The 23,535-nt window shown below is 68.2% G+C and carries 23 protein-coding genes and 5 pseudogenes; 16 read left to right on the plus strand and 12 right to left on the minus strand.

Annotation, left to right across the window (positions count from 1 at the left end; translation table 11 throughout):
* Positions 1-13: 13 nt before the first annotated feature.
* The 4 genes and pseudogenes from AAFF41_RS02835 to AAFF41_RS02850 all read left to right on the plus strand — a co-directional run bounded on the left by AAFF41_RS02835 (position 14) and on the right by AAFF41_RS02850 (position 4,130).
* On the plus strand, positions 14-547 hold the full coding sequence (locus AAFF41_RS02835) for a TetR/AcrR family transcriptional regulator (RefSeq protein ID WP_343326238.1): 534 nt from the start codon (positions 14-16) through the stop codon (positions 545-547).
* 654 nt (positions 548-1,201) lie between these two features.
* Positions 1,202-1,635: pseudogene (locus AAFF41_RS02840) on the plus strand (transposase); the annotation flags it as partial.
* A gap of 832 nt (positions 1,636-2,467) precedes the next feature.
* Entirely contained in the window at positions 2,468-2,725 is a 258-nt protein-coding gene (locus AAFF41_RS02845) for a hypothetical protein (protein ID WP_054230231.1), read from the plus strand.
* Positions 2,726-3,143: 418 nt separating this feature from the next.
* Complete coding sequence (locus AAFF41_RS02850; protein WP_425526095.1) at positions 3,144-4,130, plus strand: alpha/beta fold hydrolase; 987 nt, start codon at positions 3,144-3,146, stop codon at positions 4,128-4,130.
* Positions 4,131-4,423: 293 nt separating this feature from the next.
* On the opposite strand, the gene AAFF41_RS02855 is transcribed toward AAFF41_RS02850, so the two are convergent.
* A complete protein-coding gene (locus AAFF41_RS02855) occupies positions 4,424-4,912 on the minus strand; it encodes a GNAT family N-acetyltransferase (RefSeq protein WP_319752138.1) in 489 nt (162 codons plus the stop codon).
* A 71-nt stretch (positions 4,913-4,983) separates the two neighbouring features.
* Between AAFF41_RS02855 and AAFF41_RS51385 the strand changes: the two genes are divergently transcribed.
* On the plus strand, positions 4,984-5,163 hold the full coding sequence (locus AAFF41_RS51385) for a transposase family protein (protein WP_351521864.1): 180 nt from the start codon (positions 4,984-4,986) through the stop codon (positions 5,161-5,163).
* Positions 5,164-5,360: 197 nt separating this feature from the next.
* Positions 5,361-5,504, plus strand: coding sequence for a hypothetical protein (locus AAFF41_RS02860; protein ID WP_319752137.1), 144 nt, complete (start codon positions 5,361-5,363; stop codon positions 5,502-5,504).
* A gap of 217 nt (positions 5,505-5,721) precedes the next feature.
* Here the strand turns inward: AAFF41_RS02860 and AAFF41_RS02865 are convergent, their stop codons facing one another.
* Positions 5,722-6,366: a hypothetical protein gene (locus AAFF41_RS02865; protein WP_343323394.1), complete on the minus strand. Its 645-nt coding sequence runs from the start codon at positions 6,364-6,366 to the stop codon at positions 5,722-5,724.
* A 239-nt stretch (positions 6,367-6,605) separates the two neighbouring features.
* Positions 6,606-6,779, minus strand: a pseudogene (locus AAFF41_RS02870) (DUF6183 family protein); the annotation flags it as partial.
* Between the two features lie 255 nt (positions 6,780-7,034).
* On the opposite strand from AAFF41_RS02870, the gene AAFF41_RS02875 reads away from it, so the two are divergent.
* Both AAFF41_RS02875 and AAFF41_RS02880 read left to right on the plus strand, forming a co-directional pair.
* Positions 7,035-7,574, plus strand: a complete 540-nt coding sequence (locus tag AAFF41_RS02875) for an FUSC family protein (RefSeq protein ID WP_343323395.1) — start codon at positions 7,035-7,037, stop codon at positions 7,572-7,574.
* Between the two features lie 464 nt (positions 7,575-8,038).
* On the plus strand, positions 8,039-9,289 hold the full coding sequence (locus tag AAFF41_RS02880) for an MFS transporter (RefSeq protein ID WP_343323396.1): 1,251 nt from the start codon (positions 8,039-8,041) through the stop codon (positions 9,287-9,289).
* Between the two features lie 158 nt (positions 9,290-9,447).
* Here the strand turns inward: AAFF41_RS02880 and AAFF41_RS02885 are convergent, their stop codons facing one another.
* Positions 9,448-9,807: a hypothetical protein gene (locus AAFF41_RS02885; protein WP_343323397.1), complete on the minus strand. Its 360-nt coding sequence runs from the start codon at positions 9,805-9,807 to the stop codon at positions 9,448-9,450.
* A gap of 54 nt (positions 9,808-9,861) precedes the next feature.
* Between AAFF41_RS02885 and AAFF41_RS02890 the strand changes: the two genes are divergently transcribed.
* Positions 9,862-10,596, plus strand: a complete 735-nt coding sequence (locus AAFF41_RS02890; protein ID WP_343326239.1) for a LysR family substrate-binding domain-containing protein — start codon at positions 9,862-9,864, stop codon at positions 10,594-10,596.
* 122 nt (positions 10,597-10,718) lie between these two features.
* Here the strand turns inward: AAFF41_RS02890 and AAFF41_RS02895 are convergent, their stop codons facing one another.
* Positions 10,719-12,998 carry a hypothetical protein gene (locus AAFF41_RS02895; RefSeq protein ID WP_343323398.1) on the minus strand — a complete coding sequence of 760 codons (2,280 nt, stop codon included), beginning with the start codon at positions 12,996-12,998 and terminating at the stop codon, positions 10,719-10,721.
* Between the two features lie 207 nt (positions 12,999-13,205).
* Here AAFF41_RS02895 and AAFF41_RS02900 point away from each other — a divergent pair, with 207 nt between their 5' ends.
* The 3 genes and pseudogenes from AAFF41_RS02900 to AAFF41_RS02910 form a co-directional block, all read left to right on the plus strand.
* Positions 13,206-13,916 carry a DUF6333 family protein gene (locus AAFF41_RS02900; RefSeq protein ID WP_319752132.1) on the plus strand — a complete coding sequence of 237 codons (711 nt, stop codon included), beginning with the start codon at positions 13,206-13,208 and terminating at the stop codon, positions 13,914-13,916.
* A gap of 494 nt (positions 13,917-14,410) precedes the next feature.
* Positions 14,411-14,887 (plus strand): helix-turn-helix domain-containing protein, encoded by a 477-nt coding sequence (locus AAFF41_RS02905; RefSeq protein ID WP_425526096.1) that lies wholly within the window; start codon positions 14,411-14,413, stop codon positions 14,885-14,887.
* Positions 14,809-14,991, plus strand: a pseudogene (locus AAFF41_RS02910) (EamA family transporter); the annotation flags it as partial. The gene AAFF41_RS02905 and the pseudogene AAFF41_RS02910, both read left to right, overlap by 79 nt.
* A gap of 109 nt (positions 14,992-15,100) precedes the next feature.
* Here the strand turns inward: AAFF41_RS02910 and AAFF41_RS02915 are convergent.
* Positions 15,101-15,262 (minus strand): hypothetical protein, encoded by a 162-nt coding sequence (locus AAFF41_RS02915; RefSeq protein ID WP_319752131.1) that lies wholly within the window; start codon positions 15,260-15,262, stop codon positions 15,101-15,103.
* 30 nt (positions 15,263-15,292) lie between these two features.
* Between AAFF41_RS02915 and AAFF41_RS02920 the strand changes: the two genes are divergently transcribed.
* The gene (locus tag AAFF41_RS02920) at positions 15,293-16,000 is read left to right on the plus strand and encodes a B3/B4 domain-containing protein (protein ID WP_343323399.1); all 708 of its coding nucleotides are present in this window, start codon (positions 15,293-15,295) and stop codon (positions 15,998-16,000) included.
* Positions 16,001-16,198: 198 nt separating this feature from the next.
* Here AAFF41_RS02920 and AAFF41_RS02925 read toward each other — a convergent pair whose 3' ends face one another.
* Positions 16,199-16,396 (minus strand): hypothetical protein, encoded by a 198-nt coding sequence (locus tag AAFF41_RS02925; protein ID WP_319752129.1) that lies wholly within the window; start codon positions 16,394-16,396, stop codon positions 16,199-16,201.
* Positions 16,397-16,924: 528 nt separating this feature from the next.
* On the opposite strand from AAFF41_RS02925, the gene AAFF41_RS02930 reads away from it, so the two are divergent.
* On the plus strand, positions 16,925-18,085 hold the full coding sequence (locus AAFF41_RS02930) for a ScbA/BarX family gamma-butyrolactone biosynthesis protein (protein WP_343323400.1): 1,161 nt from the start codon (positions 16,925-16,927) through the stop codon (positions 18,083-18,085).
* Between the two features lie 274 nt (positions 18,086-18,359).
* On the opposite strand, the gene AAFF41_RS02935 is transcribed toward AAFF41_RS02930, so the two are convergent.
* The 4 genes and pseudogenes from AAFF41_RS02935 to AAFF41_RS02950 form a co-directional block, all read right to left on the minus strand.
* Positions 18,360-19,163, minus strand: a complete 804-nt coding sequence (locus AAFF41_RS02935; protein WP_343323401.1) for a VOC family protein — start codon at positions 19,161-19,163, stop codon at positions 18,360-18,362.
* 321 nt (positions 19,164-19,484) lie between these two features.
* Positions 19,485-19,658, minus strand: a complete 174-nt coding sequence (locus AAFF41_RS02940) for a CsbD family protein (RefSeq protein ID WP_319752898.1) — start codon at positions 19,656-19,658, stop codon at positions 19,485-19,487.
* A 330-nt stretch (positions 19,659-19,988) separates the two neighbouring features.
* Positions 19,989-20,192 (minus strand): annotated as a pseudogene (locus AAFF41_RS02945) (IS256 family transposase); the annotation flags it as partial.
* A gap of 262 nt (positions 20,193-20,454) precedes the next feature.
* Complete coding sequence (locus tag AAFF41_RS02950) at positions 20,455-21,096, minus strand: hypothetical protein (protein WP_319752899.1); 642 nt, start codon at positions 21,094-21,096, stop codon at positions 20,455-20,457.
* A gap of 427 nt (positions 21,097-21,523) precedes the next feature.
* Here AAFF41_RS02950 and AAFF41_RS51390 point away from each other — a divergent pair.
* Positions 21,524-21,851: pseudogene (locus AAFF41_RS51390) on the plus strand (hypothetical protein); the annotation flags it as partial.
* Positions 21,852-22,267: 416 nt separating this feature from the next.
* Positions 22,268-22,717, plus strand: a complete 450-nt coding sequence (locus AAFF41_RS02960; protein WP_319752900.1) for a DUF3618 domain-containing protein — start codon at positions 22,268-22,270, stop codon at positions 22,715-22,717.
* Between the two features lie 131 nt (positions 22,718-22,848).
* On the opposite strand, the gene AAFF41_RS02965 is transcribed toward AAFF41_RS02960, so the two are convergent.
* Complete coding sequence (locus tag AAFF41_RS02965) at positions 22,849-23,520, minus strand: HAD family hydrolase (RefSeq protein ID WP_319752901.1); 672 nt, start codon at positions 23,518-23,520, stop codon at positions 22,849-22,851.
* Positions 23,521-23,535: the final 15 nt, after the last annotated feature.

Consider the following 23,535-nt stretch of genomic DNA (forward strand, 5'->3'; position numbering starts at 1 on the left):
GGACCCGGCGGCCGTGGTCGCGGCCGGCGCCGCCCTCGCCGACGAGGTGGGCCTCGCCAACCTGACGATGGGGTCGCTGGCCGAGCGGGTGGGCGTGCGCACGCCGTCCCTGTACAAGCACGTGGGCGGCCAGGAAGACCTCAACCGGCGTATCGCGGCCTTGGCGTTGAGCGAGGCCGCCGACGCGGTCGGCGGCGCGGTCCAGGGGTACGCGGGTCGCGACGCCCTGGCGGCCGCGGCGCGCGCCTTCCGCGCCTTCGTCCTGGAGCACCCCGGCCGGTACGCCGCGACGATCGGCGTGGAACCCTCCGGCCCGGACGATCCGCTGGCCGTCGCGGGTCAGCGGCTACTGGGCGCGTTCATGACGGTCCTGCGCGGCTACGAGGTCCCGGAGTCCGACGTGGACCACGCCCTGCGTATGCTCCGCAGCCTCTGCCACGGGTTCGCCACGTTGCAGGTGGCCAACGGCTTCCAGTGGAGCGCCGACATCGACGAGAGCTTCGAGTGGCTGATCGCCTTCGCCGACCGGGGCCTGCGCGCCATGTGAGCATGCTGCCGCCGACGGTCGCCACATTTCCGGGGCCAGGCGTACGGCTTCCAGCGCCCGGAACAGCCGTACGTCGAAGAAGCCAAGCGCCCGCAGCGAGTCGGACATGGACCGGAACACCGGATTGAGATGGGCGCTGTAAGCAGATGCCCCGGGCTCGCGGTCACCGGGCTTTCAAGGGCCAACCGCGATACGTAGTGCCGGAACGGCTTCCCACTCTTCACCGCGTGATCGCACCGAACCGCCGAACGGCCAATCGAGATGACATGGATGGGCCCACGCGCTGTCTCCCCGGCCGCGGCCCTACGCCTCCTGACGGCTCAGCCATTCCTTCTCCTGACCCGGGTCGGGCAGGACCTGGCCGCCTTCGAGGGCGGAACGCGCGGGACTGTCCTGGATCACCACCAGGATGCGGCGTTCGGGGATCCCGGTGATGCGGGAAGCGGCCGCCGACGAGTGCCGAGCGGGTCGTCTCCTGCGGGTGGCCGCGGCACGCCCAGCCGCTGATCAGGAGCGGCGCTCCCGGTTCTCCGAGCAATGCTCATGACCTGTGGATCGGCCTCGGGTGGGGCGCAAAGGGCGTACCTTCCCGAGTGATCGACTTCTGGTCATCGAGTAGGCCGACGTTGCACCGTCGGTCGGGAAGGCACGCCCGTGCTGAGCGTGGTGAATGCCGAGGGAACGACCGAGACCGGCTTCCTGATCGACGACATCGTCCGCGAGGGCGCGAGGCGGATGCTCGCCGCCGCCCTGGAAGCCGAAGTCAACGCGTATATAGCAGAGTTGGCCGACCAGCGCGACGAGCACGGGCGCCGCCTGGTGGTCCGCAACGGCTATCACCGGCCGAGGAAGGTCACGACCGCGGCCGGGGCGGTCGAGGTGAAGGCACCACGGGTGAACGACAAGCGCGTCGACGAGGCCTCGGCGAGCGCAAGCGGTTCTCCTCCGCGATCCTGCCGCCTTGGCGCCGCAAGTCCCCGAAGATCAGCGAGGTGCTGCCCCTGCTCTCTCTCCACGGCCTGTCGTCTGGCGACTTCGTGCCCGCACTCGAGCAGTTCCTGGGGTCGACGGCCGGGCTGTCGCCGGCGAGGGGCATTGCGCCCACAGTCCGGGCTTGTTGATCACTGGAGTGGTCGGAAGCGTGACCCTGACTTCGAAGGACCCGGTGGCGAGTGCGTTGACCGAGGTCAGTGTGTACGACCCGCCTGCCGTAGCGGTTGCTTGCGGTTGTCCCTGAGCCTTCTGCTCCTCCATCGAGAGGCTCAACTTCGCACCGCGGTCGCAGCGGATCCTGACGCTCGGTTCCGTGATCGGAGGAGGCGAGCGCCGTCGTGGCCCATATGGCGCAAAGACCCACGGCGCCCACGCCGACAGCGGCAAATCCCCATGTGTGGCGCTGCATAGTCGATCCTTCGTTCGTCCTGGAGGAAAGATCCGACGGCCTGAACCACTGGGGGGAGCCCCGCCGCCGTCTCACCACCCCCACGCCACAGACGTCCGCCCAGCACACACAGCACGACCCTTCGCCATCAAATCGTGACGAAATACGAGTACCCCGGCCAACGAGCATGGCCCAACCAGCAGTTGCCAGTGCTGGACTACCGAACAACCGTCATCTTTCGGCGTCACCCGAGGAGCCGGGGCGCCTGTCCGAAGAGGGCGAAGAAGAGGATCTCACCGAGCTCTCCCCTCTTGGCGAAGAGCTGAAGCGGGGGTTGCAGCGCCGCCAGGGCCTCCTGCTGAGCCGCGGCGGCGACCTCCTCGGCGTCGGCGAAGCGGTGGAGCGGGGCGACGGACGGTGTCTCGGTTCCTGCCGTACCTCCCTACCGGGTGGGGAAACCCAGCCGACGGGGCCTGTTTGCGCAGACCTGTCGTGCGCCTTTCCCACGGTTGGTGGGACAGGCGATTAAATACCGGAGCATGACTACAGAGCCGCAGCGCTTCCGTATCTTGTTGGTACCTGAACACATCGAGGGCAGAGGCGGCGCCTCTGTGGAGGACTCGGCCGTGCGATCGGCAGTCGTCGAGGCGACGGGCGAGACGGGCGCCTCGGGCTACCCCCGCTACGCAGGGGACGGGATCGTGGCCGACATCGACCCCAGTACACGCACGGTCGAGGCGGTGCTGGTCGATGGTTCAGAACTGGACTACGGGCTGAACGCCAGGATCGCTTCCTGATCGTTCCTGGTCTCCCGGTGGCGCCGCGTGGCGAGTGCCACCGCCTGCTCGATGGCCCGTTGAACGCAACGGGCCATCCAGCAAGGCGACAGAACATTCGGTAGCGCCGACTGACGTCGTAATTGACAGCCGACGCTGCTCGTCGCCGAGTTTGGGCTCACCGAGCCGAACCGAAGTTCGCGCAGCGGCGCGCTTTCTACGACGGAAGCTGGTCGAGCCAGTGCTTTGCGCACGGCTCCGGACGGTCATCGGACCGCACACAGGGACACGACGTAGGCTCCGAACACCCTTTGCCTCCGGCATTCACTCCCGGGGCGTACTTCTTTCACCCGTTCACCCGATTGGAGTGCTGGCCGAGCCTGCCGGTGCGGACGCCTGAACAATCCGTGTCATAGGTCTCACGGAAAGCGAGAACGGCATGCCAGCATTTCCGGTCCCGGGTTCACGGAGCCGAATACATCGCGCGCACGTCATGGCGGCGGGGTGCGCCGTGGCCTTGTCCACGGTCCTGGCGGTCCCTGTCGCCGCGGACGCCGGCAAGACCACAACCGCGACCACGACCAAACCCACGATCGTGCTGGTGCACGGGGCGTTCGCGGACGCCTCCAGTTGGAATGGGGTAGTAGAACGGCTCGAACGCCGTGGCTACACGATCATCGCTCCCGCCAACCCGCTGCGCGGGCTGTACACCGACTCCACCTACATCGCCTCCGTACTGGACAGCATCAAGGGCCCGATCGTGCTGGCTGGTCACTCATACGGCGGCGCCGTGATCAGCACGGCCGCCGCGGCCAACCCCCGGGTGAAGTCCCTGGTGTACGTCTCGGCACTGATGCCCGATGTGGGCGAGAGCGGAATGTCCCTGGGGGCCAAGTACCCCAGCGAACTCGGCACCGCCACGAAGTCCGTTCCCTACCGGGCCGGTGGCGTCAGCGGGACAGACCTGTATCTCAAGCCCGACAGGATCCATTCGGTCTTCGCCGCGGACCTGCCGGTCAACACCGCGAGGGTCATGGCGGTCACCCAGCGACCCGCGGCAACGACCGCGTTCTCGGAGACGGCCAAGGTGGCCGCCTGGAAGCACATCCCGTCGTGGTTCCTCGTCGCGAAGCAGGACAAGACCATCAATCCCGATCAGGAACGCTTCGAGGCGAAACGCGCGGGTTCACACACGGTGGAGATCAACTCCTCCCACGTGGCCATGGTCTCCCACCCCGACGCGGTCACCGCCCTCCTCCTCCAGGCCGCCACGGCTGCCGATCCCGCCCGGCCTGCGCTGGCCGCCACCGGAACCACCCATGACGCCCGGGCCGAGACCGCACTCACCGGCATCGCCACCGGCACGTTGATCGCCGGCACAGGAGCCATCCTCCTGGGCCGCCGCCTGAGGCGCTCCCGGCCCTGACAATGCTCCGGAACGGCGTCATCCCGCGGCTGATGGCGAGAGTGGCGGGCGAGGAGCGTGCGCGGGTCCGCCGACCGTCCGGTCGGCGGACCCGGTGATCAGCAGCGGTCAGTCAACGGTCACGGAGTCCTTCGCGGCGGAATGACGTCGGGGACGGCTGTGGGGACGAAGGGGCATGCGGCCTCCGGGCGGGGCGAGAAGCGCGATGGTGACGGATTGCCGGCAGTACGGACAGTGCCGGGCCGCGGTCGGTCCCAACGGGTCGCGCTCCAGGGTCGGTTGGCGGGGCCAGGTTAGAGGTGGCGCTGATACCAGGTGCCTGGCTTGCCGCCGACATCGGCCGGATCGGCAGGGCCGACCGGGACGAACCCGGATTTGGTCAGCACCTTTTGTGACGCGGCATTCTCGCGGGCCGTAGCCGCCCTGAGTGTGCGCAGCCCGTGCCGCGTCGCCGCCAGCTGACACAGGTTCCGGACGGTCGCGGTCGCCACGCCGCGCCCGGCAACGTGTTGCGCGACCCGGTAGCCGAGTTCCGCGGTGTGATCCTCGATGTTGACCAGGTTGAACCGGCCGAGCACCGAGCCGTCTTCGGCGACGAGCACATAGAAGGCGCAGGTGTCGGCCTCCTGCTCAGCCAGCAAGGCGCTGTGCCGGTCGGCGAACTCGTCGAAGTAGTCGTCGCCGCGGTCGGAGACCGCGGCAGCGAAGTAGGTGCGGTTCGCCAGCTCGAAGGCCAGGACCGCCGACGCATGGTCGGCCTGGAGTCGCTGCAGCTCGGGCATGGCTCGACTCTACCCAGATGGTGCGCTGAGGCCACCTGGGTTTCCGCCGTGCCCGCTGGCCTGCCTGACGCTTGGCGAAACGGGGTACCCGCCCTTCGACACCGTGCCCGGACTGTGGTGCGGTATCCCGTCGGGTGCACAGCCGCTACCGTCCCACTCTGGCCGACTGCCCTGTAGGCGGTCGTCCGTGGCTGGTCCGGCCGACCGTGCGCCGGTTCTTCCAGGATGCTCCAACCCTGTGTGGTTTGTGAGTTCGTTGAGCAAGTGCCAGGCCTGATGGAACGTCACCAACAGAACTACGGAGTCGGCTCCGAGCTGTCGCGGCAGAGTCGGGTGGCCGGGTCGGTCGGCACACGGCTGTGACGGAACCATCGTTGTCGATATCGAGAGCCGACACCCGGACGACGTCCTTCCGGACCGGACCTCCGAGACGCCGGTCCGCAAGGCCGTGCGCCGCTACCGCGACACCAGTTTCGACGTCCTGCTCGCATCCGCCCGCGACCGCAGGGACGTACCCCTCGACCGGTTCAAGCCGTATTCGCAGGCCGAGTTCACCACAGGCAACACCGTTGCCACCGAGCTGTACCAGTAGATCCGCGAACGGGGCTTCCGCGGCGGGTACTCAACACTCTCCCACTACGTGAGGACCCTGCTTGACGGCACAGCCGTCCCGGCCCCTGCGTCCGTCCCTGCTCCCCGCAAGGTCACCGGGTGGATCATGCGACCACATGAGAACCTCCCACCGCGAGAAGCGCACGCCTCCGAGCGCGGATTCTCACCCCACCGTGTGCCGACCCCCGTGCCGAAACTCAGCTCGGGTTGCGCGGAGATTCGTTGCGCAGCCTCCAGATCTCCTTCCACTTCCGGGCGTGATCGGCCGCCAACAGCGGGTCGGGCGCTTCGGCCCGCCGCACCGCGAGGCTGACCCCGCATTCCCTGCACAGCTGATGGATCCGGTGGACACCGTCGTGCCAGGCGCTGGTGTTGTCCCGGCTTCCGCACACCCGGCACGTCAGCGCAGAAGCTTCATCGGGCGGGACCGACGAGCGGAGCACCCGCTCGACAACCACTGGCAGCGGCTCTTCGGGATGGATCGTCGGCTCGGGACAGTAGGCGATGTTCCCCCACCCACGCTGCCGGCCCCGCCAGGACTCGTCGGCTTTCACCTGCCGAAGGCCGCGCGCTTTGTCCGCTCGGCGACTGTTGGCATAGGCGCGTTCGTCAGCGAGCCAGAGCTGTCGGGCGTGGTGCAGCTCCTCGACGGCGCGTATCAGGGAGCTCGGATCCTTCTCCAGATTCTTGGGAATCCCCGCACTCACGCAGAGGTGGTGATAGGTGGCTCGGAAGCCATAGGGCGCGAAGTGGACGAGGCAAGACCGCAGATTCGTATGCCGGACACGCGCGGGCCGGCCCTCGTCGTAGACCCGTCTCCGGTGCGTGTTGAAGCTGCTCATCCCAGGACGCTACGGCCTGCCGAGCCCGCATCGCACTTCAGTTGTGCCCAAGGCCTCGCCCCGGCAGTGCCCTTCACGAAAATGCTGCCGGAACCGGAATCAAATAGCCCCACCAACGTCCTTTGCCTAGCTGGCACATGCGGGCGGTGCGGGACTTCCTGTCGCTCAGCGTGTGAGAGACGGCCGGCGCGATGCCTCACACGAGGTGCGCTGCCGGGCACCGGCAACGGACTGTGTCTCTAGTCGGTGTCCGTCGCCGCCAGCACGGCGATCCGGCGGCAGTCACGGGAGAGTGCGGCTATGCCGTAGTCGGAGCCGATGTCGTTGTGGAACCAGTCCGTATCGGCCTCGAAGGGGAACCATGTGCTCTGCCTGGCATGGCGCTCCACCTCGTCCGCGTCCGCGCCCTCCGGAGCGCCGCTGAGATCTACCCGTAGCGGCCATCACGCGATGCGTCACGGCACGCCTGGTGTGCCGCGACGCATCGCTGTGTTCATCGAGAACCGGATATCCTCCGAACGCATTTTGATCCTCAGTGATATTTGCGATGCAGAACATGCTCCAGGCTGATCAATCGGAGAAACGATGGCCCCCTTCGATCGCATCGTCAGTCCAGCAACCGTGGTCGGAGGGAGCCGGTGAAGGCAGACCTACTGAAGGCGGCGCCTGTGAAGACGCTGAACTATGCCGTGACGGTCGGCTTGGCCAGCCTGCTCAGCTATTGGCTGACCATCACCATCATGTCGGACGTCCACCTGTCACACGAAGACGGTCGACTCGGCGGTATGTGTGCCGTGATCGCCACGATTTTTGTGCTGCGGGCGAGCCGGCAGAAGAGCCTCCATGCGGCGTTCGCCCGCATGTCGGCGACGCTCGTGAGCTTCGCGCTGTGTCTGGCCTACCTGGCGATCTGGCCCTTCCACCCCTGGGGCCTCGCTCTGCTTGTGGCGATCAGCGTGCTGATCCCCGGACTGATCGGCCAGCCCGACGCCGAGGTGACCGCGGCCATCAGCACCACGGTCATCATGGTCGTCGCAAGTCTCAGCCCGCAGGAGGCATGGAAGGAGCCGCTCCTGCGACTGGCCGACACCATCATCGGTGTGGCCGCCGGTGTCGCTGTGGCGATCCTCCTGAACGAGATCGGCAGACGGAGGCGGGGAGCCCGCCGTTCTCAGCACGAAGGGCCGCAGGCAGATCCGCCAGGCTGACCTCCTGAACATCGCCTCGCTCTCCGGGCGCCGCGTCGTTCGCCCTCCGCGCCACGCACGCCTCAGTCGTTGGCGACCCGGCATCGCGGGCCCTGCTCTCCCGGCCGGCCGCGCCGACGCCGAAACCATGGAGTTGTCACACCATTTCACGCAGGTGCGGTTCCCGTGACGTGCAGTCGCCACTAGTGTTTTCTTCTGCCCGACCCCCTCTTCGATCTCGGTTCCTCGATCTCAGCACTCAACGTTTCTGCCGGCGCTGGAGCCGACGCCGACGCGGACTTCGATTCGCCCCGTCGACGTCATCATGGACGACTCCTGACGGCGGGAGGCGATGCCCACGATGGGCGCCGTCCGCCCGGACCGTCCCACCGCGCAGCGGAAGGTTCACCGTGACTCCGCGGCACTGGTTTCGTCGTACCGCACCGGATTTCCGCCGTAGCGTACGGGGACTTCGCCATACCGTATTGGTTCGGACGGAAACCGTCTCCTACCGTTCAGCCCTCCAGACCCCCGGCGCGACGGCCTTCTTCCTGGCCTCGGCTCCTGCCCGGGTCGGGGTGGCTATGGCCGGCCTCGGCATCGTCTGGCTGGTCCATGCCGAGACCGGGTCGTTCGGGGTGGCCGGCCTGGTCACTGGCTCGTTCGCCGTGGCCGAGACCCTGACGGGCCCGCAGACGGCCCGTCTCATGGACCGTTTCGGACAACCGCGCGTCCTCATCCCCCTCCTGTGCGCTCATGCCGGTGCGATCGCCGCCCTGGTCGCGCTGACCCTGACGGGGGCGCCCGCGGTCCCGCTGATGGCGGCCGGCCTCGCCGCCGGGGCGACCATCCCGCAGTTCGGTGCGCTCTCCGCGGCCCGCTGGTCGGCCTTGCTGCACGGCAGGGCCGAACTCACTCCGGCCTTCGCACTCGAAACGATCAGCAACGAAGCCGCCTTCCTCCTGGGTCCCACCCTCGCGGTGCTGACGGCGACCCAGGTGCACCCGGCCGCGGGTACGGTGCTGGCGGGGGCGCTCGTCGTCGGCGCCGGACTGGCCTTCGCGGCGCTGCGTCGTACGGCCCCGGCGCCCGCCCCGGATCGTACGGCCGCCCGGGGCCCAGGCCCTCTGTTGACCCGCAACTTCGCCACCCTGCTGGCGGTCAACCTGGCCCTGGGCGTCTTCTTCGGCTCGATGCAGGTCTCGGTGAGCGCCTTCGCCGACGTTCACCACGCCGCCGCGGCAGCCGGGCTCCTGTACGGACTGATGAGTGCGGCGAGCCTGCTGGCGGGTCTGGCCTACGGGCGACACCGCCGACACACCCCGCCCGCGGCCCAGCTGCCCCTGATCCTGACCTTTCTCGCCTGCGCATCGCTGCTGCCGCTCCTGGCCAACTCCCCCTGGCAGCTCGGCCTTGCCCTCCTGCTCCCCGGTGCGGGCATCGCTCCATGCATCATCGTCTCCTCGACGCTTGTCGAGTCGGTCATGGACCGGTCGGTCCTGACCCAGGCCTTCACCTGGACGAACTCCGCGAGCGCGGCGGGCATCGCCGTCTCTGCCGCCGCGGTCGGCCGACTCCTCGACGGTCCAGGCGGCCCACGAGCCGGCTTCACCGTCCCCTTCCTCGCCCTGACCGCAACCGCGGCCCTGACCTGGTCCAGCCGTCATGCACTCACTCCGGGTACCACGGCATCCGGGCAGACGCCGTCGACCGGTAGTGGTCGGCCGCGGGGGTGATGTTGGTCCAGCCGGCGTAACGGCGTAGACCGTCTTCGTCTGGACGTCGCCCGTCTTGGTGTTGACGCGGCGTCGCTTGATCTCGACGGCTCGGAGGGCGTGGGGAAGAGGCTTGGAGGGCGTGGGGAAGAGTGGTCCGGCTTGGACGGTGCACACCTTCAGCCGTAGGGCCCCGCGTCGGCGGTGACGACCACGGCGCGCAGGTCGAAGCGGGCCAACAGCAGGGGGAACACCGGGATCTCGTTGCTTTTGGCCGCTACTTGGCGCTGGGCGATGACGGTCCGGCTGCCGTGCAGGGCGGCAGCCGGCAGGTGGACCGCCGTTTTGCTGCCGGTGCGCGAACCGCGCACCGCCTCCCCGCCCGGGTCGAGTCCGGCGCGGACCTCCGGAGGGGTGTCCGCTGCGTACCGAGCGGTCTGCGCGAGGAAGCGGGCTTCGCCGAGCACCCGCGTCAGGCACAGGGCCGGCAGCACGCCGAGGTGGTACCGGCGCCCGCGCACACGGCGGGGATCAGGCACGGCGGCCGGCACCTCGGATTGGGATTCCCGGCTCACTGAAGCTTTCTCAACGTGATGATTTCACCGATCGCCCTGGCGCAGTGCCCGCTGCGGCCGGCACTCCGTCTTTACACAGAGGATCTTGGGCCGCGCCTGTTCCAACTCGCGGTGCCCGCGCTCCACGCCCGCTTTCCCGCCATCCGGCTGGCCCCGCAACCGATGACGACTACCGCCCAGTTGTCCGAGCTCAGTGACCGCCGTCTCGACCTCGGCTTCTGCTGGACCGCCCAGCACCCTCCCGAGCTGGCCTCTCTGCTGGTGGCCCGCGCACCGCTCGTGGTCGCACTCGCCGCCGGTCATCCCCTCGCGGCCCCGGACACGATCGACCCCGTCCAGCTGTCCCACCAACCCCTTGTCATCGTCGAGCGCGAGGTCAACCCCTGGCTGCACGATCACTTGGTCAGCCAGCTCGAGTCCCGCGGTGCCACGGTGACCGTCCACCGCGAGATCTCCAGCCTCGACCGGCTCCTCCCCATGGTGCTCACCGGCTCGGCCATCGGCCTCACCATCACCAGCGCAGCCGCGGCAAGGCCCTTCGCGGGAATCGTCTACCGCCCCTTCACCGACCCGAGCTCCTACGCCGACCACCGCATCGTCTGGCGCCGCGACAACACCGACCCCGCCGTCACCGCGCTCGTCGACATCGTCCGCGAGCTGCGCGACACAGCGGCCTTCCTCCCGCCCGAAGTCCCCCACGCATCCGACATGCCACACCGCGGCAGTACCACCGGCGGCGTGAGGCCGGACTGACCGAATGCGGTGGCGGCGGCAACGACTCGCCGGTTCCCGGCAGCCCCAAAGCTGCTGAAAATGAGGGGCCGGTACGCGGGTTGCGCGTACCGGCCCCTCATGTGTGTTCATCCGCCGCGAGGCTACTCCTGGGCGGTCTTGCGGCGGCGCATCCACCACACGAGCGCCCCACCGGCCACGGCGAGGGCGGCGGCGATGCCCGAGATCAGGCCGATCGGGGAGTCGTTGCCGGTGTGCGCGAGGTCACCGCCCGGCTCGCTGGGTGCGGGCGTGGCGGGTGGCGGGGTGCGCGTGCTTCCGCCGCCTCCGGCGCTGTGGGTCGGGGTGGGGGTCGGCTTACCCGTGTGCGTCGGTGTCGGGGTCGGCGTGGGTGTGGGTGTGGAGGTGCCGGTGTCGTCGGCGGCCGTGTTCGCGCCGAGGAGGACCCGTCCCGTCATGTCGGTGTTGTCGGTGAGGGTCTTCACGCTGGTCTGCGCCTGTCGGGGCAGGTAGCGGTGCTGGGCGGTGAAGCGTGCCTTGCTGACGTTGTGCTTGGGCTGCTTGGACAGGTCGACGCCGCCCACGAGGTAGACCTGGACGGTGCCGTTCGCAGGAATCTTGTACTCGAACTCGCCGTGGGTGTAGATGTACCGGTACTTGTTGAACAGGGCCTCGCGGGTCCAGTTCTGGTTGGGCGCGCGCAGCGGCCAGCGGGAGACGTCACCACTGTTGATGATCTTGTGGTAGTCGGTGGGCGCCTTGGCGTCCTGCTGGCGAATGTACTCGGCCGCGACGCGGGCGGTGTAGACGCGCCGCAGGTCGGCGTACTGGGGTGCGGTGTTGATGGTCTTCTCCACCGCGGGGACGATCATCTGGTCGATGACGCGCTGTGCCGCCTTGGTCTCGGCCTCGTTCGGGGTGCAGATCGGCGTGCCAGGGCCGGGAGTGATCGTGGTCTGCGCGGTCGACTTCAGACGCAGCGGAGTGTCAAGGATGTAGATGCCGCCGTCCTGCTCGCGGACCTGCGCGGTCTTCGGCTCGATCCAGTTGCGCAGGCCGGGCATGCACGGGTAGCCGTTCTGCTTGGGCAGGGCCGCCCAATAGCGTTTGCCGAGGTCGGTATCGGGGTCCATGGCCTTGTAGAAGTCGTGCTTCATCTGGAGGTCTGCTTCCAGGAGCACGCGGCCGGCGTCGGTCTTGCCGAACTTGGCGTCCATGATGCGGTCCGGCTCGTCCGGGTTGAGGTTGACCCAGAACTTGTCGGGGCTCAGGGCGAGCCAGGTGAAGAACGCGTCCGAGATGAGCTGGGCCTTGGCCTTGCCTCCCCATCCGGACTTCTCGGTGGGGTCTTCGTTCGCGTCGAACGCGAAGTCGACGCCCTTGCCCTTGACCGGCTTGCCGATGTACTTCAGGTCCAGGGTGGAGAAGTCGACGCCGCCGGGGCCACGGGGCAGACCACCCGGGTTGGCTACGTTCCTGCGGTTCAGGTATTCCGCCATGTCCTTCGGGGTGGGCCGCGACTCGCGGATCAGGTCGGTGGCGCCGCCGCGGGTGGTGCCGGACTGGCCCAAAGGCTCCAGCAGACTGCTCGTGGCGCGCTGTCCGCCCTTGGGGGCGAGCTCCACGCGGTCGGAGCGGTAGTTGTACTCGGTGACCCGGTCCCCAGCGATCTGGCGCATGTCTCCCAGGAACTTCTTCGCGTCGGCCTTCTGGGGCTCGGCGAAGACGAACTTGGCCCGGCTGTCCTTCCAGTTGGGGTCCTTGGCCCATGCCAGGTCCTTGGGGATTTCTCTACGGTCCGGGCTGCCGTTGGACTTGATCTCCAGGATCTGCTTAGTGCGCGTGTTGAAGGCGTCGAGCTTGCGCCGGTAGGTCTTGCCGGTGTCGGGGTCCTTGAACTCGACCTCCTTCTGGCAGATCCAGTCCGGTCCGACCAGCCCGTGATCCTTGATCACCTTCCGTTCGAAGGCCTTGCCGCGGGGGTCGTTCCCGGAGTTCGTGATGAACTTCGCGTCCCGGTAGTCCTCGAACTTGGGGTATTTGTCCTTCTGTTGGAGCCACCTCCACCAGACCCGGTCAGGCTGTGTCGCCGGGGCCTTGGTCAGCTGCGACAGTGCGGCTTCCTTGGCGGCGGACGGCGGCCCGAGACCGTCCCACTCCTTGGCAGGGTTGACGTACTCGTATTCGTCCCACTGGGACTTCGCGCGGGAGGCGTCGAACTCCGGCAGAGCAACGGTCGGGCTGGTGCTGCTGGGCAGGCCGTACAACTCGTCACAGCGCTTGCCCGGGTCCAGCGGCTTCGGTGCAGCGGTCGCCAAGGTGATTCCGGGAAGCCCGGTGAGGGCCATGACCGAAGCGCACGCGAGTGCGACGGCCGACCGGCGCAGCGCACGCAACCGCCGGTTGCGTATGGGTTTTGGCACGTGATGTCCCCGTGGGGGCCCAGTAGGGCATGGGGTGTTCGTGGCGCCAGGGGCCCCCGTGGTCGATGTGGCGCCGACGAACGGAGCTCACGCTAGACACACGCGCGTATCGGCCGTAGCCGATACACGGTTCGACAACCGGGTCAACTCTCCTTCTCCACAGGACCGTTACATCCGGATCGCGGGCTGCGGCATACGCTCGGCGGCATGAGTCCCGTATCCCCCGGAACGCAGGTGAATCCCCGTCACAGCGGGCACGCGCATCTGGTCATCGTCCATCCCCCCTTCGCGGCCCCGCTCCGGCCCAACGAGCGTCCGTCTGCCACTGCCCACGACCCGGCGGTGGCCAGCGCTGCGGTGCTGTCCCTGTCGACCGTCTCAGCGATCCACCACGAGTACGCTCCGTCCCGGCTGGGGCATCCTGGAAGCCCGGCCAAGCGGGAAGAGCTGGACGGCGTACGCGCGGCCGCGTGGGGCTCCACGGTGAAGATCAGTGACCCGGCGCTTGTCGAAGACGGGGTGATGGCCACTGCTTTGGAGGACGAGTTCCAGGCGCAGAGGAAGAAGCATCCGGACGCCCGGATCGTCGCTGTCTGCGAACGCGACTTCGGCGCCTCGTACACGAAGATCCTCGTTGCTGTGCCCGGTACCCCGGATCTGATGGTCGAGGGCTTCGACGAGCTGGAGATCACCGGCGACCCGCGTGCCACGCTGGCCGCTGCGGGGATCGACCTCGACCCGTTGGGTGAGGGATACGACATCAGCGATGAAGGGTTCTTCGACTACGACGGCTTCCTCCATATGCTCACCGGCGGCGCCCTGTCCGTCTACGCGGATGAGGACCGCTTCGAGTCGGCGTTCGTTGTCGACCGGAGCGAGGAGGGCGAGAACAGCATCTGCGAGGTCTGGTTTCCGTAGCAGGCACCGAGGGTGCGACCACCGGAGGTCTTGCGACGGAGGACAGAGCCCCGCCGGAGCACCGTCGTCCACGCACTCACGCGCGCCTCCGACGGACCCGTCTCGCCCGACAGCGGACGGGACGGAACCGCCCACGGCCTCGGCGAAGTCCACCGGCCGCAGCTGTCATTCCGCGTGTTCTTGGAGCGCTACCGGAGCTGGCTCGCCTCTGCCCCAGCGCGAGCTGATCACCTGGTCTCGGGCGTCTTCGCCGCCACCGCGCTCAACATCATCCGCATCGACCGATGGCTGACTGCGGCTGCGACGCGGAGTGTTGCGGTGCCGGGTGGGGTGGGCGCGGAGCGCCCGCAGGGCTGCCGGTGGAGCCGGGGAATGCTTCGTCCGGGCCGGTGTTGCCCGCACGACGGCGGTGCAGCAGTGCGGAAGTGTTCGGGTGGGGCTGGGTTGGGCTGATGGGGTCGGGGTTGTCGGTGGTGGGTGTTGGCGTCCGGATCATGCAGCTTCGGTATGCCTTCCGTCTCGACCCGGGGTCCGGTCAGCGCGTTGCGCTGGCGCGGGCGTTGGGGTGTGCGCGGGTGGTGTACAACGACGCGGTCGCCGCCCGGGAGCGGGCCCGGCGGGAGGGTGCTGCGTTTCCGAGTGCGGGCGTGCTGTCGAAGACGCTGATCACCGAGGCGAAGCGGAGCCCCGGGCGGCAGTGGCTGTCCGAGGTGTCGGCAGTCATCCTGCAGCAGGCGCTGCGGGACGTGGAGCGTGCCTACTCCAACTTCTTCGCCTCGGTGAAGGGCGTCCGGAAGGGGGCACGGGTGGGGGCGCCGCGCTTCAGGTCGAAGCGGGATGCCCGACAGGCGATCCGGTTCACCGCGAAAGATCACCGAGGCGGGGCGGCTGCGTCACCGCCCTCGTGTCCGCCGTGCTGCCCGTGGCCGTGGGCCTGCTGCACGGCGAGCACCTGGGCGCCGCCGGGCTGATGGGCCTGCCGCTCGCGCTGGTCGCGGTGACCCTGGTCAGCGCCGGGTCGGCACGCCCGTCGCGCACCGCGCTGCTGTCTGCCTTCGGCGCGGGTGGCAGCATCCGGCCGTAGGGCGGCTGATCGACGGCGACGGGGGCGTGGTCGCCGTCGGGACTACACAGCCGTCCAGTTCACCTGCCGCACCCACATCATTGCTCACCGTCTTCGGCGACTACGCGTTCATCCCCGGCCCCTGGCGCGCCCCAGCCGGCAGCCCGCCCACCGACGGCGTCCCCACCAGCCACGCGGCCAGGGCCTCGACGTGCCCACCGCCCTCCAGCAGCGCCGCCGCCTGGAACCGCATCGGACCCTGGAAGCCCTGACCCGCGCCCATCCGCACCCACACAGGAACGGAACACCGCCCATGACCGTCTTCCGCCTCAGCCCCGCCGTCGCCGACGCCTTCCCCGACACCCTTGTCGCCCTGATCACCGCGACCGGCCTGCGCAGCCATGAATCCTGGCCCCACACCACCGCCGCCGTGGAGGAACTGGAGCAGCAACTTGCCGACGGCGCCTGGCAGCCCGCCGACGAGAACGATCCCCGTATCGAGGCGTGGCACACCGCCTACCGCGCCTTCGGCACCAACCCCCGCCGCATCCGCCCCAGCGTCGACGCGCTCGGTCGCCGCCTCGCGAAGAAGGGGGAGCTGCCGCGCGTCAACCCGGCCGCCGACTCCTACAACGCCGTCTCCGTCCGCCACGGCCTGCCCGCCGGCGCCTTCGACCTCGACCACGTCACCGGCGACGTCGAGATCCGCCACGCGGACGGCACCGAGACCTTCACCCCGCTCGGCGATCCCGACACCATCGAGAACCCCAAGCCGAGCGAGATCATCTACGCCGACACCACCGGCGTCCTGACCCGCCACTGGAACCACCGCGACGCCCACCGCACCCGTGTCACCAAGGACTCCACCCACGTCACCTTCGTCCTCGAAACCCTCCACGCCACCCGTGACGGCGGCCTTCTCAAGGTCGCAGCCGAGGAGTTGCAGGGCCTGCTCATCCCGCACGTCGAACAGACCGCCGTGCACTACCTCAGCCCGGCACACGACCAGGCCACCGCCTGAAGCCCCCAGGCGAGTCCTTGACCAGCGCCGCGGGTCCCCCCTCACGCAGGGCTGTTGCGCTCTCATGACACCAATGTGAGGGGTCGGCCTGGGGAGTTGGGGCGATCGGGTCGTCTACGCACCAGACAAAGGCCAACCCCTCTTCAGGGGCAAGTAGCCAGTAGCGGGGCACGGTCAGTTGCCTCGATCAGACCTCAACTACCGGTTCTTCTCAAGCTCCGCAACCAGCTGTTCGGCGTCCGCCGCGCTGACGCGGTGGTTGATCGCGACGGTCGCTCCGTCCTGCGCGAGGCATTCCACGACGCCTTCGCCGATGGCGCGACCCGGCTCCGGCGACCAGCACAGCGTTACTGGTGAGGTTTCCCAGCGCACCAAGGCCGAATTCGCGCGCGCCACATGCCTGTCACCTGCCGAGGTACGGACCCTCGGGCTACGACGCCATGCGCACGGCCCTCGGCACTCACCCCGAACGAGGACCCCGGCCCGTGTGCGTCCGGTGCCGGCCCCGGGCCATGCGCATCCCGGAAGCCGTCCCCCCGACAGCACCGACACCCGCCAGAGAACCACTTGCAAAACAAAACCGCTCGGCCGGTTTCACTATAGCCTCACCCGAGACCCACACAAGAGACCCCAGCACACCCCCACAACCACCCGACCCCGAGCCTCGCACACCACCCCCAACCCCCGGAAGACACCCGCAGAACGGAATCAAAACCCCCGCTTATCCAGCGAAGATCCCCACCCCACACCCACAGCGAACCAATGAATATGCACCCCGCACACCCCCACCCGACCCCCGGACCAACCCCCCGGCCCGCCCCCGCGAAATTCCCCGCCCACCCTTGAAAAGAAAACCGGTAGGTTCGTATCTTATGACCCTGCACGGTCCATCCCGGCACCTCCCACAGCGCCACGGAGACCCACATGACCCTGCTCACCGTCCACCAGGACAACCACCCCACCCCCGCCACCACGGCAACGGGAACAGGAACGGCAACGGGAACGGGAACGGCAACAGGCCCCCACCCGGCAGCAGAACCAGACCCCGCCACGCAGACCAGCACGGAAACAAAAACGGGCACCGACACCCGCGCAAAAACACCCGTCGACCCCGCCCGCATGCCCCGCCTCACCACCACCGTCCCCCGCGAATACGTCCACCGCTCCACCCTCGCCGAGGTCTTCCTCACCGGCTGCGAACAAACCGGCAACACCCACTACACCCTCACCGCCCAATGGCCCCGCGCCCACACCTTCTTCACCACCCCCGACGGCACCCACCACCACCCCCTCCAAGCCGCAGAAACCATCCGCCAAACCGGCATCTACCTCGCCCACGCCGAACTCGGCATCCCCCTCGGCCACCACTTCCTCATGCGCAACCTCCACCTCACCACCCACCCCCAACACCTCACCATCGGCCCCACCCCCACCGACCTCACCCTCACCGCCACCTACACCCCCCACCACCCCCACACCAAACGCCCCACCGACTTCACCATGCACATCACCATCACCCGCAACGGCCACCCCACCGCCACCGGCACCGGCCGCTTCACCTGCCTCACCCCCACCACCTACCAACGCCTCCGCCACCCCCACACCACCACCCCCACAAACACCACAAGCACCACAAGCACCACAGCAGCAGGCACCACCGCGATCGGCACCAGCACCGCCGGCACCCAACACCAACCCCCCAACCCCCCACCCACCCACTACGGACGCACCCTCCCCCACGACATCGTCCTCACCCCCACCCCCCACCCCCACACCTGGCAACTCACCCCCAACCCCCACCACCCCATCCTCTTCGACCACACCACCGACCACATCCCCGGCATGGTCCTCCTCGAAGCCGCCCACCAAGCCGCCACCGCCCACACCCACCCCACCCCCACAACCCACCCCACCCACCCCACCACCCTCCACGCCACCTTCCACCACTACACCGAACACCACACCCCCACCTACATCACCACCCACACCAACACCAACGACCAAACCCCCACCACCCACATCACCGCACACCAAAACAACACCACCGTCTTCACCGCACAACTCACCACCCACACCCCCACCTGAGAAGTTCTGACGAGACAGGAACTCAGCTTCGGTTCGGGCATGGTCGGAGTCCGGTGTGGCTCCACTGGCCTGGCATGCTGTTTGTACAGATGTCCACGCGGCGCCGATGGATTGCTGAGACAGTGCGCACCTTCCTGCGTCATGCCATGACCGCGAGCCGACCGCGCTCGTGACCCGGCTCGCGGAGATCACCGAACGGCACGTCGCCGACCAGGACCTCGAGTTGGAGACCGTTCGGCACATTCTGGACCGGGCAGCACTGACGCTGCGGCCCTCAGCCCGTCCTTCGCGTGGTCACAAAGAAACGGGCTCCGTCGGGGTCGGTGAGGATGGCCTCGGTCGAGCCGAGTCCCTGCTGGTGGGCCGTGCCGCCGTGGGCGCGGGCGGCGCGGGCGGCGGCCTCGACGTCGTCGACGGTGAAGTGGATCTGCCAGTGCGGCCGGATGGTCGGGTCGGGCGCGGCCTCGACCGCGCCGGAGTGGATACGGGCCACGACGTCGCCCCGGCTGCGCAGCACGACCTCGTTGTCCTCGTAGCGCACCTCGCAGGACCGGGGGTCCGAGGACGCCCACTCCAGGACCTCCGCGTAGAAGATGGCGGCGTCGAAGGCGTCGCGGGTGTGCAGCCGCACGAAGACCGGTGCCGCCCGGCGCCACTCCTCCCAGCCGGCCACCAGCTCGCCCTCCCAGATGCCGAACACCGCTCCGTCCCGGTCGGCCAGCAGCGCCGCCCGGCCCGGCGGGAACGAGATCGGCCCCACCGCGGTCGTACCCCCGCGCTCCTGGCTACGCGACACGGTCTCGTCCGCACTCGCCACCGCGAAATACGGAGTCCACACGACGACCGTGTTGACCCCGAAGTGCACCTCCGAAACCCCTGCGACCGGGACCCCGTGCACGCTCGCAACACGGTACTGGTCGCCCACCGTACTGCTCGTGCGCCACTCCCAGCCCAGCACGGCGCGGTAGAAGTCCTCCGCCGCCCGCAGATCGCGCGTGGTCAGACTCGCCCAGCAGGGGGCCCCGAACACCGAGTGACTGGCGGTGACCTCACCGTGCAGTGCTGCGTCGCTCTTCATCCTCGTACCGCCTGACCTGCCTGACACCACTGCCATCAAGGGGCGTGGACCGACCCAGGGACCCGGTGCCCGCCCAAAAGCCGGGTGCCCCTTCGAGCGCACGGCAACCGGCTGCTCCACGCTCACCGCGCGGCGACCGCCGCCAGACGCGTCGCACCCCCTGCCGTGGCGGGCAACAGACCGAGGCGGTCGGGGCTGTCCCGGCCGCCTCGAATCGGCTCACGCAGCCACACCGCAGGTGGTGCCGACCGTCGAGATCTTCGGACTCGGCGTTCTCTCAGCTCGTGCGTCCCGTCGAATGTGTCGCCGGAGCGAGCAGTCCTACCGGCCGGTCCTCTTCACACGGCCCGCCGCCTTGTCCGCGGTCTCCTGCGTCTTACCGGCGATCTGCTCACCATGGCCCTCGACCTGCATGCCCTCGTCGTCCATGGCCTTGCCGGTGGTCTCTTTCAGCTTTCCTTTGACCTGCTTGGCCTTTGCCTTCGCCTTGCTCATGATCCGTTGCCCTCCAGTGAGGCTCGAATTGGTGCTTAAACCATGCGCTGGGCACGACGGCTCCGCAACCTAGCCGCAAGGCGGTCGAGCAGCCGTGTCCGCGGAATGTGGCAGTACCAAGAAATGTCAGGACGAAACAGATCGAGGGCGAGACGAGGAAGATTCCCCGGCAAAGTCCTGGCCTACCAACCCATACAGCGGTCAGGCCGGCGAGCGAACAGCTTCGCCGCAAGGCCCGGGAGACAGGGTGGAAGCGTTCTCGCCCGGCGGATACGGGTCACGTCCGCCGGCTTGGTGTATCGACGACCACTCGGTGATCTCATTTTGAGGCTATGCAGTGCGTTCGGCGGGTAGGACGGGCCTCGTCCGTTTCGACTCGATCGGGTGGAGGCGGGCCCTCCTGAGCAGGTCGAGTCCCATACAGCGGCAAGCCGCAGTCCGTTCGCCGTTCTGCTCGGCCAGCACGGCACCAACCAGGCGGGTGAGGGCAGTACGGTCGGGAAAGATATCGGCCACGTCGGTGCTCCGCTGAATCCCAGCGGGACGTTGGCCGCGAACGACGATCCGCCCGGGCGGCGGATCGCCGTTCCCTGCCCTGCTCCGCAGGAGTCCGATTCCTCTCCGCCCTGAAGAGCGGAGTATCCACGGAAGGATCAGAGGAACGCCAAGAACGTGGACCGCGGCTCAGGACGACCAGGGAGTCCGTGCGAGATACGAGGCGACCGCCGCCTCATAGGGGGTGGCGGTCTCACTCGCCGCGTTCATACTCTGGGTGAAATCCGATGGAGTACGGACCCTAGTGCAGGACACTGACGGCGCGGGCGATCACGAGGAGCGAGGTCAACAGGGCGGAAACACTCTGGATGCTCATCATGATCTTGGCTCTCGTCGACAGCGGCATGGTGTCGGTCGGACTGAATGCGGTGGAGTTCGTGACCGACACATACAGGTAGTCCACGAGAGTCGGAACCCAGTCGGACGTGCCACTGGCGCCATCGGCGACTTCCTCCACGGCGTCGTCGTTCTCGTCCTGCGAGAATCGGAAGTCCGCCATGGGCAATGCGCCGCGGGACTCCTGGGTGCGGCTGACAGGGCCGCCCCGGTCCAGTTCCCAGTAGGCCAACCCGAAGACGATGACGTTGGTGAGCCAGACCTGCAAGGCTGCCAGCAGCAATGACCGGCCGTCCTTCACCCCGGCGTACACCAACTCGTGAATCAGGATGCCCAGCGCCACCAGATTGCCCGTCGCGATGATGGCTACGAGCAGCAGGGACAGGACGCGGAAGGCTCGGGTCTGGCGGGTCAGGCGCCTCGGGTTGATCGCGATGAGCGGTACGAGCAGAATCAATTCCAGAGCGGGCAGCACGTAGCGAGGTGCGATCAGCAGCCGCTGCGGCAAACCCAGGTACAGCGTGATCGCGGCGAGTGTCGCGATCACGCCGGGCAGGCGTGCTTCCCCTCGACGTTCGTGCCGAGGGTGTCTCGTCCGGGCCTCTGCGCGCGAGTACGGCACGTCCCGCCCCCTCCCTCACGTCTTATGAACAACGCACCGAAATTCTAACCACACGGCAAAAACCAACGGGGCTGCATTTCAGCGTGTTCGCCATCGCGACCAATCTGTCGTGGCGTCTGATCGCGTTTCTGTGACACTCCATCCCGTCACCTACCGCAATATAGTGCCGCCCTGGAATTTCTCGAACTGCTCGGAATCTGTTCCATTCCTCGACCGTCGGAGGGGCATGGAGCGAGGATCTAAGGGATGCCGAAACCAGAACGGCATGTACGACATGCCGGAGCACCGCCCGGTGTGGAAGATCCTGCCAGTAGTACGTGTCGTGTGACGGTCGCGCTGATGATCCTTCGGCGTCCTCGCCCCTGCGATCTGGCTGATCAGCTCCGCCGGATTCGCGTTCTGTGGTGCGAATTTGGCCTCATCCAACACGGCCTACGACACGATGTCCGGGGGCGTTGTCTGCCTGGTGTGTGATGAATCAGCAACCTGGCGGTCCTGTTGGGTCTGGAGTTCGACGCCGAGACGCTCCGCCCCCGGCGGCCACCCGCCGGGGGCGGAGCGCTGTGCCCAGCCGCGTGACACCCACGTGGGACGAGGAAGACGTACGCCGACTCGGCGACACTTGCATGCCAGTCCCGGAGTGCGTGGCCCCTCGGGCCAGTTCGCATGCACTGCCCTGAACTGCTCTGTTCGGGGTACTCGCTCCTTCACTGACTGCCGGGTCTCGTCGCAGGGCCTCGGCAGTGACCGAGGAGACAGGCGGGAGGTGATGGCCGTGTCGACTGTGCGGCCGCACGCCGACGAGCCCGGTGAACAGGCACGGGGGTCCGGGTCGGATGAGGTGGGAGAGCTGGTGCACCGGGCCGCGCGGCAGCTGACCGAGCTGGTCCGGGGCGAACTCCGCCTGGCGCAGACGGAGATGAAGAGCAGGGCAGGCGCTAGGGCGCGAGCGGCGGACTGTTCGGAGGCGCCGGGGTTTGGGAGCCATGGCCCTGACCGGGAAGAAACAGGTCGCTCAGGCGGCGCCGCCCATGCCGGAGCAGACAATCGAAAATGTGAAGGCCGATGTGGCCGAGATCAAGAGGAGTGCCCAGCGATGAGCAACCCGTCCGACCACGAGCAGACCGCTTCCCCTCCTGACGAACTGCGTGAGCAGGTCGAGCAGACCCGTGCCGAGCTCGGGGAGACGATCCAGACACTGGCCGACAAGGCCGCCGTCAAAGCCCGGACCAAGGAGAAGACCGCCGAGGTCAAGGAGCAGGTTGTGGCCAAGGCCGGTGAGCTGAAGGCCAAGGCTGCCCAGGCCGCGCACTCGGTCCAGGACAAGCTGCCCGACCAGGTCAAGGACAAGGCGGCGCAGACCGCCGGACAGGTCCGGGAGAAGACCGCGCAAGCCGGGAACGTGTGGGAGGAGAAGGCTCCCGAGCCGGTGCGGCAGCAAGCCGCTCAGGGTGCCCGGATGGTGAGGGACAACCGCAAGCTGCTGCTGGCGGCCGCGGGCGCAACGGCCCTCGCTTGGCTGGCGTTCCATCGCAGGAAGGGCTAGGCAACCCTTGTCGCCCTACGCCACGCCCATCAGCGACGCCTGATCGCCCGTGCCCGCCGCTCGGTTCGGCGGGCACGGGCTGGCATCAATCAGCGAAGTGTCCCGTTTGCTGCCCCCTTTTGGAGCTCCGGTCAGTCCCGGTCGGCAAAGGCGCTGCTGTCCAAGTGTTCCAGGAGGTCGGCGGGGTCGCGGTACACCGCGCGGGCGCCGGCTGCCTCCAGGTCCGCGCGCGGGATCCCGCCGGACAGGACCGCGACGGGGACCACGCCGTCCCGCACGGCGGCTTTCATGTCCCAGACGGTGTCGCCGACGAACACGGCTCGTTCGCTCGGTACGCCGGCGAGTTCCCTGGCCTGTGCGACGGGGTCAGGGGCGGGTTTGCCGTCGGCGACGTCGTCCGCACTGGCTGACCCGAGGATGACGTCGTCCGCGTCGATGGCACTTCGTAGCGCTGCGAGCTCCGCGCCGCCCGCCGAGGTGGCCAGTACGATCTCCCAGCCTCGCGCGGCCAGAGCGCGCAGCAGGTCGGCCGACGAGTCCAGTGACGGCAGTCGCTCGAAGTACGTGGCGTAGAGGGCGTGGTGGGCCGCGGTGAGCTGCTCGTCGTCGTCAGGGTCGCGGTCGTCGCCGAGCAGGTGGTCGATCAGGTCGCCGCCACTGAGGCCCACGGCCCGGTGGATCTCACGCATGGGGACGTGGTGACCGGCCTGCCGAAATGCCTCCCACCAGGTGACGACATGCAGGTGATTGCTGTCGACAAGTGTTCCGTCGACATCGAAGATCGCAGCACGTTTCGTGGTCATCTCAGGCGTCCTCGG

This window comes from Streptomyces mirabilis, from assembly GCF_039503195.1.
In the GTDB taxonomy this organism is placed as follows: Bacteria; Actinomycetota; Actinomycetes; order Streptomycetales; family Streptomycetaceae; genus Streptomyces; species Streptomyces mirabilis_D.

Excerpts from the sequence above, each read along its gene's own strand:
- AAFF41_RS02890 (WP_343326239.1), top strand. The coding sequence starts at position 9,862 with ATGATTTCACCGATCGCCCTGGCGCAGTGCCCGCTGCGGCCGGCACTC.
- AAFF41_RS02850 (WP_425526095.1), top strand. The coding sequence starts at position 3,144 with ATGCCAGCATTTCCGGTCCCGGGTTCACGGAGCCGAATACATCGCGCG.
- AAFF41_RS02960 (WP_319752900.1), top strand. The coding sequence starts at position 22,268 with ATGAGCAACCCGTCCGACCACGAGCAGACCGCTTCCCCTCCTGACGAA.
- AAFF41_RS02920 (WP_343323399.1), top strand. The coding sequence starts at position 15,293 with ATGACCGTCTTCCGCCTCAGCCCCGCCGTCGCCGACGCCTTCCCCGAC.
- AAFF41_RS02930 (WP_343323400.1), top strand. The coding sequence starts at position 16,925 with ATGACCCTGCTCACCGTCCACCAGGACAACCACCCCACCCCCGCCACC.
- AAFF41_RS02900 (WP_319752132.1), top strand. The coding sequence starts at position 13,206 with ATGAGTCCCGTATCCCCCGGAACGCAGGTGAATCCCCGTCACAGCGGG.
- AAFF41_RS02915 (WP_319752131.1), bottom strand. The coding sequence starts at position 15,262 with ATGGGCGCGGGTCAGGGCTTCCAGGGTCCGATGCGGTTCCAGGCGGCG.
- AAFF41_RS02965 (WP_319752901.1), bottom strand. The coding sequence starts at position 23,520 with ATGACCACGAAACGTGCTGCGATCTTCGATGTCGACGGAACACTTGTC.
- AAFF41_RS02865 (WP_343323394.1), bottom strand. The coding sequence starts at position 6,366 with ATGAGCAGCTTCAACACGCACCGGAGACGGGTCTACGACGAGGGCCGG.
- AAFF41_RS02855 (WP_319752138.1), bottom strand. The coding sequence starts at position 4,912 with ATGCCCGAGCTGCAGCGACTCCAGGCCGACCATGCGTCGGCGGTCCTG.
- AAFF41_RS02905 (WP_425526096.1), top strand. The coding sequence starts at position 14,411 with ATGCAGCTTCGGTATGCCTTCCGTCTCGACCCGGGGTCCGGTCAGCGC.
- AAFF41_RS02940 (WP_319752898.1), bottom strand. The coding sequence starts at position 19,658 with ATGAGCAAGGCGAAGGCAAAGGCCAAGCAGGTCAAAGGAAAGCTGAAA.
- AAFF41_RS02845 (WP_054230231.1), top strand. The coding sequence starts at position 2,468 with ATGACTACAGAGCCGCAGCGCTTCCGTATCTTGTTGGTACCTGAACAC.
- AAFF41_RS02935 (WP_343323401.1), bottom strand. The coding sequence starts at position 19,163 with ATGAAGAGCGACGCAGCACTGCACGGTGAGGTCACCGCCAGTCACTCG.